12 protein-coding genes are annotated in these 15,150 nt (G+C 35.9%); 5 read left to right on the top strand and 7 right to left on the bottom strand.

The features are described from left to right. The first annotated feature begins 119 nt into the window (after positions 1–119). From rplU to ACQ65V_RS05875, 3 genes are all read left to right on the top strand, one after another. Positions 120–824, top strand: coding sequence for a 50S ribosomal protein L21 (gene rplU / locus ACQ65V_RS05885; protein WP_430467234.1), 705 nt, complete (start codon positions 120–122; stop codon positions 822–824). A gap of 41 nt (positions 825–865) precedes the next feature. Then, positions 866–1,126, top strand: a complete 261-nt coding sequence (rpmA, locus tag ACQ65V_RS05880; protein ID WP_155088992.1) for a 50S ribosomal protein L27 — start codon at positions 866–868, stop codon at positions 1,124–1,126. 108 nt (positions 1,127–1,234) lie between these two features. Continuing rightward, the gene (locus ACQ65V_RS05875; RefSeq protein ID WP_430467233.1) at positions 1,235–1,969 is read left to right on the top strand and encodes a GldM family protein; all 735 of its coding nucleotides are present in this window, start codon (positions 1,235–1,237) and stop codon (positions 1,967–1,969) included. On the opposite strand, the gene ACQ65V_RS05870 is transcribed toward ACQ65V_RS05875, so the two are convergent. The 6 genes from ACQ65V_RS05870 to ACQ65V_RS05845 form a co-directional block, all read right to left on the bottom strand. After that, the gene (locus ACQ65V_RS05870; protein ID WP_430467232.1) at positions 1,966–3,738 is read right to left on the bottom strand and encodes a MutS-related protein; all 1,773 of its coding nucleotides are present in this window, start codon (positions 3,736–3,738) and stop codon (positions 1,966–1,968) included. The two genes, ACQ65V_RS05875 and ACQ65V_RS05870, sit on opposite strands and share 4 nt — an antisense overlap. A gap of 134 nt (positions 3,739–3,872) precedes the next feature. Beyond that, on the bottom strand, positions 3,873–4,619 hold the full coding sequence (locus tag ACQ65V_RS05865; RefSeq protein ID WP_273289304.1) for a succinate dehydrogenase/fumarate reductase iron-sulfur subunit: 747 nt from the start codon (positions 4,617–4,619) through the stop codon (positions 3,873–3,875). A gap of 9 nt (positions 4,620–4,628) precedes the next feature. Then, positions 4,629–6,626 (bottom strand): fumarate reductase/succinate dehydrogenase flavoprotein subunit, encoded by a 1,998-nt coding sequence (locus ACQ65V_RS05860; protein ID WP_155088998.1) that lies wholly within the window; start codon positions 6,624–6,626, stop codon positions 4,629–4,631. A 13-nt stretch (positions 6,627–6,639) separates the two neighbouring features. Next, positions 6,640–7,326 (bottom strand): succinate dehydrogenase cytochrome b subunit, encoded by a 687-nt coding sequence (locus ACQ65V_RS05855; protein ID WP_273289306.1) that lies wholly within the window; start codon positions 7,324–7,326, stop codon positions 6,640–6,642. A 99-nt stretch (positions 7,327–7,425) separates the two neighbouring features. Then, positions 7,426–8,661 (bottom strand): hypothetical protein, encoded by a 1,236-nt coding sequence (locus ACQ65V_RS05850; RefSeq protein ID WP_430467231.1) that lies wholly within the window; start codon positions 8,659–8,661, stop codon positions 7,426–7,428. Positions 8,662–8,793: 132 nt separating this feature from the next. Beyond that, positions 8,794–11,646 carry a WD40/YVTN/BNR-like repeat-containing protein gene (locus ACQ65V_RS05845; protein ID WP_430467230.1) on the bottom strand — a complete coding sequence of 951 codons (2,853 nt, stop codon included), beginning with the start codon at positions 11,644–11,646 and terminating at the stop codon, positions 8,794–8,796. A gap of 202 nt (positions 11,647–11,848) precedes the next feature. Between ACQ65V_RS05845 and ACQ65V_RS05840 the strand changes: the two genes are divergently transcribed. After that, the gene (locus ACQ65V_RS05840; protein WP_430467229.1) at positions 11,849–13,141 is read left to right on the top strand and encodes an aminopeptidase P family protein; all 1,293 of its coding nucleotides are present in this window, start codon (positions 11,849–11,851) and stop codon (positions 13,139–13,141) included. A gap of 27 nt (positions 13,142–13,168) precedes the next feature. After that, a complete protein-coding gene (locus ACQ65V_RS05835) occupies positions 13,169–13,879 on the top strand; it encodes a PmeII family type II restriction endonuclease (RefSeq protein WP_430467228.1) in 711 nt (236 codons plus the stop codon). Here the strand turns inward: ACQ65V_RS05835 and dcm are convergent. After that, positions 13,825–15,096, bottom strand: coding sequence for a DNA (cytosine-5-)-methyltransferase (gene dcm, locus ACQ65V_RS05830; protein WP_430467227.1), 1,272 nt, complete (start codon positions 15,094–15,096; stop codon positions 13,825–13,827). The genes ACQ65V_RS05835 and dcm overlap by 55 nt on opposite strands. Between the last annotated feature and the right edge of the window lie 54 nt (positions 15,097–15,150).

Here is a 15,150-nt window from a genome sequence, read left to right as displayed (position 1 = left end):
CCTAAAAGAGTTCAAAAAGCCTGAAAACGTTTGTAGATTAAGAATTTAGAATTATATTTGCATCCGCTTTCTGAGAAGGAAGCTTATAATTTTAAACAAATTAATAAAAACGTTACGCTATGTACGCAATTGTAGAGATAGCAGGGCAGCAATTTAAAGTTGCAAAAGACCAAAAAGTTTTTGTTAACCGTTTATCTACTGAAGAAGGTAAGAAAGTTTCTTTCGATAACGTTCTTTTAATAGGTGATGGTGACAAAACTACTTTAGGCGCCCCAGCTATAGACGGAGCACAAGTAAGTGCTAAAGTCTTAAAGCACCTTAAAGGTGACAAAGTAATCGTTTTCAAAAAGAAAAGACGTAAAGGTTACCGTGTTAAGAACGGTCATAGACAAGCCTTAACCGAAATCGTAATTGAAGGCATTACTGCTTCTGGAGCTAAGCCAGCTAAGAAAGCTGAAAAAGCTGCACCGAAGAAAGAAACAAAGAAAGCTGAACCTAAAGCTGCTGCTAAGACAGAAGCTAAGAAGGCAGCGCCAAAAGCTAAACCAGCTGCAAAGAAAGCAACAGGTAAAGCTGATGATTTAAAGAAAATTGAAGGTGTTGGACCAAAGGCTGCTGAAGCTATGGTTACTGCTGGATTAGATACTTTTGCGAAAGTAGCAAAAGCTAAGCCAGAAGACATTGAAGCAATTTTGGCTGAAGCAAGTTCTAGATTAGCACACTTAGTAGCTAATACATGGCCACAACAAGCTAAATTGGCTGCTAATGGAAAATGGGACGAGCTTAAAGAATTACAAGATAATTTAGACGGAGGAAGAAAATAAATTTTCATCCTTTAATATTAACAAAATAAAACCTTAAGACAATGGCTCATAAAAAAGGAGTTGGTAGTTCTAAAAACGGTAGAGAATCAGAATCGAAACGCTTAGGTGTTAAGATATTTGGTGGACAAGCTGCTGTTGCTGGAAACATCATCGTAAGACAAAGAGGTAATACACATCACCCAGGTGAAAATGTGTATCAAGGAAAAGACCACACTTTACACGCTAAAGTTGATGGCCTTGTACAATTTACTAAGAAGAAAGACAATAAGTCTTATGTTTCTATAGCACCATTTGAGGCTTAAGAAATAACTTCTTATTAGATATTTTAAAACCCTTTCTGGAAACAGAGAGGGTTTTTTATTACAATAATTTTTAAAGTTTTGTGTTTTTATAAAAACCAACCAATCTTTATGAAACGCTTAGTCCTCTTTTTAAGTCTACTATTTCTAGTACAAAGTTGTAAATCTTCATATGGTAAATCTGAATTACTTAAAGAAAATGAAACCCTAAAAGAGCGTATCAAAAAACTTGAAACTGCTGATACTGTAAATCGAGAAGCCGCCATAGAACTTAAAAAAATGAATGTGGTTTACAGAGGTGTATCAAATCCTATTTATATAACAAAACCAAATGCTATTTCTTTTGAAGCTACTGCACCAGGTTTAAGAAAAATAGATAGTCTAGGAAATTACAATCTAAATGTTGGAACAGGCAGAACCTTAGATATTACAATTAAATCTAAACTTAAAAATGGAGATTCCTTAACCGAAACAAAAACATTCAGAATTAAGGATATTTCTGCACCTATTGGCACTATAAATGGCATTGGTTGTGGTCGTGATTTTGAATTAAAAATGACAAAAAATGAACTGATGAAAGAAAGTTCAATTAGCATTAAAGTCGAAGATTTTATCTTTGACTGGTCTTTTAAGGTTAGACACTTTAAATTAAAAATAAACGATACTGAAATAATTCAAGTTAATGGCTCTATTTTAAATGCAGAAAAACTAAATGTTTTAGAAAAACTTAAAATCAATGACTCTGTTAAAATTTTTGACATTAGATGGTCTATAATTGGATCGAAAAGCACTTATTCTCTTAGAGCTCCTAGTCCTATTTTAATAAGAATTATTGAAGACAACTAAACAATTTCCATCTTCTTCAACAGAAAACTAGCATTCATATTTTGGCAAACACCTTTCTTTAGTTTGTAATCAAAAAAGAGTTCGTCGTTTTTAATTTCGGCATCAAAATAGTAGTTTTTTACGGCTACTAATTCGGCTTCGATTTCAGTAAGGCTTAGATCGTGTGTGGCGATAATTCCCGTGGCATTTTGTTTTACCAACTTTTCTACAAACTTTCTTGAGCCAATGGCTTTGTCTGTACTATTTGTTCCTTTTAAAATTTCATCTAAAATCACAAAATAGTTCTTGTCTTTAGCAATCGTATCTACTATAAATTTTAATCGTGTTAACTCACTAAAGAAGTACGAACTATCATCCGTTAAGGAATCCGTAGTGCGCATGCTCGTAATAAGTTTAATCGGCTTGTATTTACTTTCTTTTGCACAAACAGGCAATCCTACATTTGCCATTACGATATGTAGCGCAACCGTTCTAAGAAAGGTGCTCTTGCCGGCCATATTTGCTCCAGTAACAATGAAAAATTGCTCTTCCTGCAACTCTAAATCACTATCAATACGCTTTTCAGGATTTAACAATGGATGTCCTAAATCTTTAGCGTTAATGGTTATACTTTCTGAACTAATTTCAGGATAGGTGAAGCCTTGATGATTAAAAGCATAGTTTCCTAAAGTATTATAGGCATCAAAAAACGTGACGACATCAAACCAATCTTCTACTTTATCAGCATAGTGACTTATCCATTGCTCTACATGATAGGTTTGCCTTATGTCCCAAAGCAAATAACCATTACCAAAAATGGCAGAAATAAAATTGTTTCTATTATCTAATGCATCTAAAGCTTTTGAAAATTTTGAAAATATCTGAGAGGCTTTCAACCCTTCGGACTGTATTTTTTCTTGTTTTTGCTTTAGTAAATCCGACTGAAATTCTTTTTGTTCAATCTGATTGAGCAATAGTGCATATTGCCTAAACGTGTCTTTGGTGCGTTCGGTGTTTTGGACCACCGTGTTTATTTTCTTTAAAAATCGCCCTGTAATTGCCAAACCTAAAAGCAACCAGTAACCCACATGTTCTATTGGGATAACTTCGGTGATACCTAAGACCAAAATTGCTAAAGAAGCTACACTAAAAGCGATAGTAAACCAGTAAATGGTAGAGTTTAAAAAAGGCTCGTAGTCTTTCAACCATGTAATGATAGATTTTGCTGAATATTCTACCTCTACACCTTGCGCCACACCAGAATAGTATTGTCGCCATTCTGACTCCTCGGCCAATTCCTTTATGGCGTGTTGCCTAGTTTTAATATTGGAAATGTCATTTGCCAATAAACAGCTTACAAGCGATTTAGTTCCTTCTTTTATGGTTGTTCTATCTATAAACTGAAAGAAAGAGCCTCTCCCAAATAAATCGATATCTAAACTATAATAATGCTTGGGATTTTGAAACATTTTGCCGTCTGCCCTAGCGTGAAAATCACCTGCAGAAATTTTAATTTCGTCTTCATTTATAATTGCGAGACGTTTATGTAGTGCTCGCTGTGCTTTTAAATCTGTATATCTAGACAGTAAAAATAAAAAGATGGCTGAGCCCAAAGCTGCAATTACTATAGCTATTTGCCACTTCTGAAACAACATATAAACTCCGAATGCTGTTAATCCGAAAACCAAAAGTCTAAGTGTGCTAAACAAGCCCATCTGTTTATAAATGCGTTTTGATTCTGCTTTGTGCTTCTCTGACTGAGTCTTATAAAATTGGTTTGGATTTTGCATTTAAGATTGGGTTCAAAATAAAATCCCAAGATAAGATTTTACCTTGGGAGTTCATATTTTTTCAAGATCACTAACTTTCGGCAGACAGTTTCGCTTTGGCATTGCTCAGTTTAGTCCGACAGTTCTGAACGATATTATTTTTTCACAGTAGCGGAAAGATACTCTCGGTTCATACGTGCAATATTTTCCAAGGAAATTCCTTTAGGACACTCTACTTCACAAGCTCCGGTATTGGTACAGTTACCAAAACCTTCTTCGTCCATTTGCTTTACCATGTTCAACACACGATCTGTTGCTTCTATACGACCTTGAGGTAACAATGCAAATTGAGAAACCTTAGCGCCAACAAATAGCATTGCCGAAGCATTTTTACAAGCTGCCACACATGCACCACATCCAATGCAGGTTGCAGCACTAAAGGCATCGTCCGCATCGTGTTTGTTAACAGGAATCGCATTGGCATCAATTGTATTACCAGAGGTATTAACAGAAATAAATCCTCCTGCATGCTGTACTTTATCAAAAGAGCTTCTATCTACAATAAGATCCTTTATCACAGGAAATGCCGTAGCTCTAAATGGTTCAATGGTTATCGTGTCACCATCGTTAAAAGACCTCATGTGTAACTGACACGTGGTAATATATCTGTCAGGACCGTGAGGTCGACCATTAATAAATAGTGAGCAGGAGCCACAAATACCTTCTCTACAGTCGTGATCGAATGCAACTGGTGTTTCGCCCTTGGTAATTAGTTCGTTATTTAACACATCTAACATTTCAAGGAAAGACATATCTGGCGATACATCATTGATTTTATAATCAACCATTTTTCCTTTGTCATTAGCGTTATTTTGACGCCATATTTTGAGTGTAAGATTCATATTATCCTCTTATTTATAACTTCTTTCTTTAACCTCTATATTTTCATACTGCAAGTCTTCTTTATGAAGTACTGCATCTTTTGGTTCTCCTTTATATTCCCAAGCTGATACGTATTGAAATTCTTTTCTACGCATCGCTTCTCCTTCTTCAGTTTGGTATTCTTCCCTAAAATGTCCTCCAGCAGACTCTTCGCGTTGCAATGCATCCTTAGCAAATAACTCACCTAATTCTAAGAAATCTGCAACACGACCCGCTTTTGCCAATTCCTCATTAAATTCATCGGCTGTTCCTGGTACAAGAACATCTTTCCAGAATTCTTCTCTTAGTTGAGAAATTTCTGTTATTGCCGATTTTAAATCTTCGGCATTACGTGCCATTCCACATTTATTCCACATAATCTTTCCTAAACGTTTGTGGAAATGATCTACAGAATGTTTACCGTTATTATTTATGAGATGGTTTATATTGTCCTCAACTCTTTTTTGAGCGTCATCAAATTCTTTGGTATCGGTTGGAATTTCACCAGTTCTAATATCATTAGACAGGTAGTCACCAATAGTATAAGGTAATACAAAATAACCGTCTGCCAATCCTTGCATTAACGCTGAAGCACCAAGTCTGTTGGCTCCGTGATCAGAGAAATTAGCTTCACCAATACAATACAATCCTGGTATAGTAGTCTGTAAGTTATAATCTACCCAAAGTCCTCCCATTGTGTAATGTACAGCAGGATAAATCATCATTGGCGTCTCATACGGATTCTGATCTACAATTTTCTCGTACATCTGAAATAAATTTCCATACTTTTTCCTTACAACTTCCTGACCTAACTTCTTTACCAGAGCATCATCATTTTCATCCAAACCTTTAACGTGTGCTTGCTCTTTTCCATAACGCATAAATGCTGAAGCAAAATCTAAATAAACAGCTTCACCAGTTTTATTTACACCATAACCAGCATCACAACGCTCCTTTGCAGCACGCGATGCAACATCACGAGGCACAAGGTTTCCAAAGGCAGGATAACGACGCTCTAAATAGTAATCTCTATCGTCTTCAGCTAATTCGGTAGGTTTTAATTTCCCTTCTCTAATAGCTTCAGCATCTTCTTTCTTTTTTGGTACCCAAATTCGTCCGTCATTACGAAGTGATTCAGACATCAAAGTTAATTTAGACTGATGTTCTCCAGAAACCGGAATACAAGTTGGGTGGATCTGAGTATAACAAGGGTTGGCGAAGTAAGCTCCCCTTTTGTGAGCTTTCCAAGCTGCGGTTACGTTACTTCCCATCGCATTAGTTGAAAGGAAAAATACATTTCCGTAACCTCCTGTTCCCAAAACTACAGCATGAGCCGAATGTCTTTCAATTTTACCAGACACCAAATCGCGGGCAATTATCCCTCTTGCTTTTCCGTCAACCATAACCACATCCAACATTTCGTGGCGATTGTACATTTTAATTTTACCTCGACCAATCTGACGATTCATTGCAGAATAGGCGCCCAACAATAACTGCTGACCAGTTTGTCCTGCCGCATAAAATGTACGCGATACCAGTACACCACCAAACGAACGGTTATCCAATAACCCACCATATTCACGGGCAAAAGGCACACCTTGAGCCACACATTGGTCAATAATATTTGCAGAAACCTCAGCTAAGCGATACACGTTTGCCTCTCTAGAACGATAATCACCACCTTTTACGGTATCGTAAAATAAACGGTAGGTTGAATCTCCATCTCCTTGATAATTCTTTGCTGCGTTAATTCCACCTTGAGCTGCAATTGAGTGCGCACGACGTGGAGAATCTTGAAAGCAAAATGCTTTAACATTGTAACCCAATTCCGCTAACGTTGCAGCAGCAGAGCCACCGGCTAAACCTGTTCCAACTACTATAACATCAATGTTACGTTTGTTTGCAGGATTAACGAGGTTGATGTTGTTTTTATGATTGGTCCACTTTTCTGAAAGTGGGCCTTTTGGTATTTTAGAATCTAAAGCCATATCAGCTATTATTTTAGTGGTTAAAATGATGGTACAATGCAATGAAAATAAAACCTAATGGCAATCCAATTGCATACACCTGAGCTAAGCCTTTCATACTTTTCTTATAGATGCTATTTGCACCAATAGATTGAAAAGCTGAACTAAATCCATGTAATAAATGTAAACTCAATAACACAAAAGCTAATACATAGGCTCCGACACGCAATGGGTTTTCAAATTTGTGTACGAGTTCTTCATAATATCTAAAGCCACTATTTACATTATCTGGATCTAACAGACCGCTCATATCGCCTTTAAAATATTTAATGTTAATTTCTGGAGCCCAAAAATCTATAAAATGCAATACCAAGAACGCTAGTATAACCGCTCCAGAGAGTAGCATGTTTCTACTCATCCAAGTAGAATTAGCATTCCCGTTATTTCTTTTGTAACTCTTTTGTCTGGCTTTATTGTTTTTATACTCTAAAACAAATCCCATAATAAAGTGAAAAATAACACCGAAAATTAAAATAGGTTGTAAAACGAATTGCACAGCCCAAAACGTCCCCATAAAGTGAGAAGCTTCATTAAAAAGATCTTCACTGAAGACAGACAGAATATTAATTGCAAAATGTTGAAGTAAAAAAATCATTAGGAAGAGTGCCGAAAGTGCCATGGCAAACTTTCTTCCAATCGTAGAATTTAGAATTCCGCTCATTATAATTTTAGTTAACTAATTAGAGTTACAAAGATACAGCGCAAACGGGTTATTCCCAACTGCGCTATAGTATAATTAATTATTTAGAATGATTTTAATCTAAAAATTGAATCTTGGGTTAACAATGGAATTGTAAATAGAACCAAACTGATAACTAAATCCAACACTTACAAAATAATTATAACCCGATTGTAGTTGCTGTTGCTGCAATAATAACTCCTCCAAAGATACATCTCCAGCAGGAAGGTTGATTTGGTCTCTGGTAATTCGATAATTACCACTTACATTAAAATTAAAGCCTTTAAAAACTCTAATATTTGCACCTAGAAAAAAACCATAGGACTTTAAACTTGTATCATGCAAAAATTGATTGAAAGACGCTTCAGCATTTATATTTCCCCATTCCTGTCTAAAACTAGTTCCAAGTAATAATGAATGCTGAAAAAGTGTTTCTTCCTCTTCAGCAAATACAGAACGTTCTATATAGTCATTGTAAACTAACCCATTTCGATACGATAAGATCAACTGCTTTTTTGCAGATTCTGAATATTTAAAGAAATTATATTCTATTGCGGGCCTTAATCTCCAAAACAGTTCATAATTACTAAATGTAGACGTCCCTATACTACCAAAAACACCAGCAGACCAATGTTCAGTAATACTTACTACATCACTAACGTTTAAGTTCTTGCTATTGTTAATAGCGACGATATCATCACCATCAAATGTAAATGTAGATTTGTTTTCGCTAAACCCTAGTCTAAAAGAAAACTTGTTCTTTGCTGTAACACGTCTTGCCGAAACACTAAAGTTTAAATTACTGGAATTATTAGTTTCCTGACCATTAAAAAACCCTCTGGCACCAAGCCTGAATACCCAATAATTCCAAGGGTCTTTTTCCTCAACTTTTTCTTCTTCATTTTCTGGCGTTGGTACATTGATTGTGACCTCATCTGTAGTACCTTTTGCAATCCAAAAGCGCACCAAGCCAAGCTTTAGGTTTTCTAAAATCTTTCGTCTTTCATCATCTCGCGTCATATTGGAGTCTGTAGAAAAACTGAGTTTATAATTAATGGCTTCAAATTCTTTTTTTCCAATAAACTCAACATCATAACTTCTTCCACCACTACCATTGCGCTGTGTCACAAAAAATAAGTGCACATCACTAAGTCCTTGATCTCTTACAAACTGAACATTACCTAAGTTCTGCCTTAAATAAGTCTGATCACAAACGTTACAATCTAAAAAAATTTTAAGTTGCTCAGTAGAATCGTTCTGTGCGGTTAGGTTAAAAAATAAAAATAGTGATACTAATAAAGTGGAGGACTTTAGCATTATTTAGCGATGGTTTAGTTTAGTTTCGGCAAATTTACCTCGAACTTTAACGTTACACCCACGCTTTTAGTTCAGTTTAACATTAAGGTTCTCTAATTTGTAATCATTCTAAAGTCTTTAACGTTTAGTCTTTTATTTTATCTCCAACTTGGTTTTCGCATTATCTATTTGTAACGTATATAAGCCTTTTGGTAAATAATATTTCCCATTTCCAGCTTTTGAAATATCTACACTTGTATTTTCTTTCATTAAGGCTTTTTTGCCTTTTTCTGTGAGTTCTAGATTGTAGTCCACATAGTTGAATCCCTTGTCAGCATCAACTGTCATGCTATTGAGCTCTGTTCCTTTTTCAGACAAAATTTGAATGGTTTTTTTACCTGATGCATTGCTATAAAATTGAATGGTTTTCTCTGGCTCGTAAGCATCTGACCATTGGCTAAACGAACTTCCCCAACGTCTTGAAGAACGAACAGGGCTTAATTCAAAAATGGTAATCACCTTCGATTGCATATCTGAATCCAGTTGCTGTAATCCTGAAATATCCGCTTTATAAATACTGCGTCCATGTGTACCCAACAATAAATCCTTGGCTTCAGGTTGAACAACCATATCGTGAACAGCGACATTTGGTAATCCTTTTGAAAACACTTCCCAAGATTGTCCCATATTAAATGACACATAAGCTCCGTTATCTGTTCCTAAGTACAGCATATTTTCATTCTTTGGGTCTTCCTTAATCACATTGACTGGAGAAGCCGGAATGTTTCCACTTATGTCTTTCCAGGTCTGTCCGTAATCATCGCTCATATACGCATATACTTTAAAGTCATCCCATCGGTAACCATTTAAAGTAACGTACACACGTTCCTTTTTGTGTTGTGAAGCAACGACTCTGCTCACCCATAAATCTTTTGGAAAGGAATTAGAAATTTTTGTCCAACTACCTCCTGCATTTTTGGTGACACTTACAACTCCATCGTCACTTCCTGCGTAAATCAACCCAAATTGAAATGGACTTTCAGAAATTGTTGTTAAGGTACCATAAGCCACATTTCCTTTTTTACCTCCGTTGGTTAAATCGTCACTTATGGCTTCCCAATCGTTACCTTGATTCATAGATCGCATCAACTTGTTGCCTCCCAAATACAAAATATCTTGATTGTGAGGTGAGAGCAAAATTGGTGTTTGCCAATTAAAGCGATACGGATTTTCACCTAAGGTATGTTTTGGCTGAATGTATTTACGTTCACCTGTTTCACGATTGATTCTAAAGTAATTTCCGAACTGGTAACCTGTATAGACAATATCCGAATTTCTATTATCTATCTGAATTTGCATACCATCTCCTCCCATGATGCCTTCCCAAGGATATTGACCTCTTTGATGCCAGCTTTTATCCTCTCTTGCGTTATGGGCTCCGACCCAAACACCATTATCTTGCAAACCTCCATAGACATTGTACGGTTGTTCATTGTCAACATTGATGGCATAAAACTGACCCACGGATGGAGAATTCAGCTTTATCCAACTTTCACCATCATCATAACTCATATTCAATCCACCATCATTGCCATTGATAAGATGACCTTGCATTTTAGGGTTGACCCAAAGTGCCTGGTGATCTGCATGCACATTTTCACGACCTATTGATGTAAAACTTTTTCCCGCATCCTTAGATTTCAAAATAGGAACTCCCATAATGTAGATACCGTCCTTATCTTGTGGATCTACTCTAATTTCACCAAAATAATAACCATAACTGTAATAGAGTCCATCGATATAGTCTTCATGTGTTTTTTTCCATGATTTACCACCATCTGTACTTTTATAAACCTCTGCTCCAATCACAGGAGTATCAAACAACATAGCGTTGGCGTCTTCTAAATACTTAGCTAAATCTATAGGCTTCACATTGCCTGAGCGCACCATTTGCTTTACGTTCTCGGCTCTGTATTTTTCCTGAAAACCATTGGTCTTTAAAAAAGCGTTTAATTTTTTGTCCTCTAATGCTAAAAAATCTTCAGTGGACATGGTCTTAAAATCATCTTTTGTTAAGCCTCTTTCGGTTGCTGAGCTTGTCGAAGCATCATCGTCTTCTCTGTGGAATTGACTGTCGTGCAACGCATAAATAGTGTTTTCATCATACACGGCAAGTCCAATTCTACCCACACCTTCACCTGTTGGAAATCCACTATTTTCAGTAGAGATTTTCTCCCAAGTATCACCACCATCTGTACTTTTATAAATGGCTGAATTATTTCCGCTTCCTGTAAAATTCCAAGCTTTACGATCTCTTGTCCAAGAGGCTGCAAACATCACATCAAAATTATCTGGTGCGTGTTGCACGTCAATGATACCGCTCATGTTATCTACAAACAAGGTTTTATTCCAGGTTTGTCCTCCATCAGTCGTTTTGTAAATGCCACGCTCTTCGTTAGGTGAATACAGATGACCCGTGACACCAATAATCACTTCATCTGGATTATTTGGGTTAAGCAGAATTCGACCGATATGATGCGAGTCGTCTAGCCCAAGATGTTCCCAGGTTTTACCGTTATCAGACGATTTCAAAATACCAATACCTGCGTAGCTCGATCGCGAACTGTTGTTTTCACCTGTACCGACCCAAATGGTTCTGTTTTTCCAATCGACGGCAATATCACCTACATTTTGTGTGGCAGCATTATCTAAAATTGGAGTGAACGTTGTACCGTTGTTAGTGGTATGCCAAACTCCACCTGACGCATAACCGACATAAAACTCAGAAGGCCTCTCTGGATTCACATCCACATCTACCACTCGACCGCTCATAATGGTTGGTCCAATATTTTCAAAAGGGACGTTTTTTACCAATGACGATTGGGTCATCTTCTGCTTTTGCTCTAAAGCCTGTTTTACGGTTTCGGCAGACGTTGACGGTTGCTGAGCACTTACAAAAAGTGAGCTCACAAAAAATACAATGGAAAGGAATTTTGTGTTTGACATGTTGGTTAGTTTTAAAGTGTACGAAAATTAACCAATCTTCATTCGTCCTCAAAATTTAATAACAAAGTTTAACAGATTATCACAAGTTGCTTTGGCTTGCGTTTTTGTTTGTTTATTTTTGAAACTCAATAAAACTTTCACGTGTTCGCAAGGATGATTATGCATTTATGTCGCAACGTGAAAAACTCAAAATTTTCTTATTATGAAATACGACCCAATAGACTCACAACTCTTTATAAAAAACCGTAAAAACTTTGCCAAATATATGCAACCAAGCAGTTTGGCGATATTCAATTCCAATGACATTTATCCGACAGGTGCAGACAGTACCTTACCATTTGCACAACATCGCGATATCTTTTATCTCAGTGGTGTGGATCAGGAAGAAAGTGTATTGGTCATTTTTCCAGATTGCCCAAAAGAGAAACATCGTGAGGTGTTATTTCTTAAAGAAACCAACGAGCACATTGCAGTTTGGGAAGGTGAAAAACTCACTAAGGAAAAAGCCTTTGAAACCTCAGGCATTAAAACCGTGTATTGGTTAAAGGATATGGAAAAAGTGTTGTTTGAACTCATGACACAATGCGATACCGTTTATCTCAACACCAACGAACATTATAGAGCAAGCGTAGAAACCGAAACACGTGAAGCGCGTTTTGCGAAGAAATTAAAAGACAAATATCCTGCGCATAGTGTGGCCAAGAGTAATCCTATTTTGCAACGTCTGCGTTCTGTAAAAGACCCGATTGAAATTGACTTAATGCAACAGGCTTGCGATATTACCGAAAAAGCTTTCCGTCGTATTTTAAAATTCACAAAACCTGGCGTTTGGGAATATAATCTTGAGGCCGAATTTATGCACGAGTTCCTCAACAACCGTTCTAAAGGTTTTGCCTATACTCCGATTATCGCATCGGGAAACAATGCCAACGTGTTACATTATATTGAAAACAACCAACAATGTAAAGCAGGCGATTTAATTTTGATTGATGCTGGTGCAGAATACGCTAACTATTCTAGTGATATGAGCCGTACGATTCCCGTTTCAGGGAAATTCACCGACAGACAAAAAGAAGTGTATAACGCAGTCAATCGTGTAAAAGACGAAGCCACTAAAATGCTCGTGCCAGGAACATATTGGGAGCAATACCATGTAGAAGTTGGTAAACTGATGACTTCAGAACTTTTAGGTTTAGGTTTATTGGATAAAGCGGATGTACAAAACGAAAACCCAGACTGGCCAGCGTACAAAAAGTACTTTATGCACGGCACATCTCACCACATTGGTTTAGATACACACGATTATGGTTTACTCCACGAACCCATGCAAGCCAATATGGTCTTTACCGTTGAGCCTGGTATCTATATCCCAGACGAAGGTTTTGGGATTCGTTTAGAAGATGATGTCGTTATCCAAGAAAACGGAGAACCTTTTAACTTGATGCGTAATATTCCTATTGAAGTTGAGGAGATTGAGGAGATTATGAATTCTTAATAGTAAATTATTTAAAAAGTACATAAAATGAGTGAGTCAGAATTATTATCAATTATTACTAATTATTTTGAAAAAAACATCTTTGACAACCATAAAATCAATGCCTTAAAGACTCACTCAAAACTTAAATCATATAAGATAAATCCTATTATCGTAAAATACTTATCTAAAGTCTTAGAAGACAATTTTACAGCGATTGGTATTGCCAAAGCCTTATATTACCCTAGAATTTTAGGGACATCAATTAATACTTCTTTTGGAACAAGAATTCAGAATATGTTTGTCGAACTTGAATTAGCTCAAGGTTCTTTAATCAAAGGAATGGATATCGAATTTATTGATAAAATTGACAATAGAAAAAAATGGTGTCAATTAAAATCTGGCCCAAATACTATAAATTCAGAAGATGTAAAACCATTACTTCGAAAATTTTCAACGGTAACTAACTTAGCTAGAACAAATTCAATGAACCTTAACAACTCTGATTTAATTTTAGGAGTATTATATGGTGAGGAAGACCAATTGAGTCAACATTATAAAAGAATTGACACACAATTCCCTGTTATCATTGGTAAAGAATTTTGGCATAGAATCACAGGATTCTCAAATTTCTACAACTCCCTTGTTTCTAATCTAGATGAAATGATTTTAAGCCTAAATACTGAAGATTTTTTCAAGAAAGGCTACATGGCTTTAGCTAAAGAAATAGAATCCTCAGACTTATTTGATTTGGAATAAAATTTATTCAAAAATTTAACGATTGAATATCCTATTTCTAAACCTAAATTACAAGGTACTGCATTTCCTATTTGTTTGTACTGTTGTGAAACAGAACCCATAAATTTCCATTCATCAGGGAATGTTTGGATTCTTGCATATTCACGAACGGTAAAAGGTCTTGTTTCATCTGGATGACAGCGTTCAGTCTGTTTTTGGGCTGGACTACAAGTTAATGTTAAACTTGGCTCATCCCAACCAATTCTTCTCGCCATACCTGTTTTCCCACCACCTAAATAAAAACTTTTGCCCATAAATTCTTTCTGAACATCTAATGGTAAATCTCTCCAATACCCTTTTGGAGGTACTAAATCTAAAACTTCTTTTTTATGTTGAGGATATTTTGAACCTTCAGATTTTGGAACATCTGAATCATATAAGTCACCTTTCTTTAAAGCATCAACAAGATTATATATTTTGTTATATGGTTTTGGATATTCATAATTGATATCAACATCCTTTCTAACTCCAACTAAAATTAATCGCTCACGTTTTTGTGGAACATTATAATTAATTGCTTTTAAAACTTGGACAGGAACAACATTATAACCTATTTCATCAAGAATAGATATCATCCCTTGGAGTGTTTTCCCTTTTTCATGAGACAACAAGCCTTTTACATTTTCACCAATACAAATAGGAGGTTTAACTTCATTTACAACTCTGGCAAATTCATAAAAAAGTGTACCTCGTGCATCTTCTAAACCCAATTTTTTTCCAGCATAACTAAAGGCCTGACATGGAAAACCACCCGTTACTACATTTACTTCTCCTTTATACTTTTCAAAATTAAAATTCTTTATATCACCTTCTAAAACATTCCAATTTGGTCTATTTTCTCGAAGTGTTTGACAAGCCCATTTATCGATTTCATTCAATGCAACACATTTAATTCCTGCTTTTTCAAGACCAATAGCAAGACCACCTGCTCCTGCAAATAATTCTAATACTTTGTATTGCTTTAAAGGTTCTTCAAAATTATCCGTAGTTTCTTCAATTTCATCATCAAACAATCCAATTAAAGAATCAATTTCAGCTTTCTTATAAATTCTATAATCGCTAATAGGCTCTCTAACTGCAATTAATTTTTCATCTCTATCCCATCTTCTGAGAGTTTCTTTACTTTTTCCAAGTTTTTCTGCAGCTTCTGAAAGCGAATAATAATCATTTATAACCATGTTACACAACCTTATACATTGGTTACAAATTTAAAAGTATTTTTTTAATAAAAA

This window comes from Winogradskyella ouciana, from assembly GCF_965284585.1.
GTDB classification, from domain to species: Bacteria; Bacteroidota; Bacteroidia; order Flavobacteriales; family Flavobacteriaceae; genus Winogradskyella; species Winogradskyella ouciana.
This window is presented reverse-complemented; position numbering and strand designations above follow the sequence as displayed.

What these genes read in the sequence shown, in the direction of transcription:
- rplU (WP_430467234.1), top strand. Translation starts at nt 120, where the DNA reads ATGTACGCAATTGTAGAGATAGCAGGGCAGCAATTTAAAGTTGCAAAA.
- rpmA (WP_155088992.1), top strand. Translation starts at nt 866, where the DNA reads ATGGCTCATAAAAAAGGAGTTGGTAGTTCTAAAAACGGTAGAGAATCA.
- ACQ65V_RS05875 (WP_430467233.1), top strand. Translation starts at nt 1,235, where the DNA reads ATGAAACGCTTAGTCCTCTTTTTAAGTCTACTATTTCTAGTACAAAGT.
- ACQ65V_RS05870 (WP_430467232.1), bottom strand. Translation starts at nt 3,738, where the DNA reads ATGCAAAATCCAAACCAATTTTATAAGACTCAGTCAGAGAAGCACAAA.
- ACQ65V_RS05865 (WP_273289304.1), bottom strand. Translation starts at nt 4,619, where the DNA reads ATGAATCTTACACTCAAAATATGGCGTCAAAATAACGCTAATGACAAA.
- ACQ65V_RS05860 (WP_155088998.1), bottom strand. Translation starts at nt 6,626, where the DNA reads ATGGCTTTAGATTCTAAAATACCAAAAGGCCCACTTTCAGAAAAGTGG.
- ACQ65V_RS05855 (WP_273289306.1), bottom strand. Translation starts at nt 7,326, where the DNA reads ATGAGCGGAATTCTAAATTCTACGATTGGAAGAAAGTTTGCCATGGCA.
- ACQ65V_RS05850 (WP_430467231.1), bottom strand. Translation starts at nt 8,661, where the DNA reads ATGCTAAAGTCCTCCACTTTATTAGTATCACTATTTTTATTTTTTAAC.
- ACQ65V_RS05845 (WP_430467230.1), bottom strand. Translation starts at nt 11,646, where the DNA reads ATGTCAAACACAAAATTCCTTTCCATTGTATTTTTTGTGAGCTCACTT.
- ACQ65V_RS05840 (WP_430467229.1), top strand. Translation starts at nt 11,849, where the DNA reads ATGAAATACGACCCAATAGACTCACAACTCTTTATAAAAAACCGTAAA.
- ACQ65V_RS05835 (WP_430467228.1), top strand. Translation starts at nt 13,169, where the DNA reads ATGAGTGAGTCAGAATTATTATCAATTATTACTAATTATTTTGAAAAA.
- dcm (WP_430467227.1), bottom strand. Translation starts at nt 15,096, where the DNA reads ATGGTTATAAATGATTATTATTCGCTTTCAGAAGCTGCAGAAAAACTT.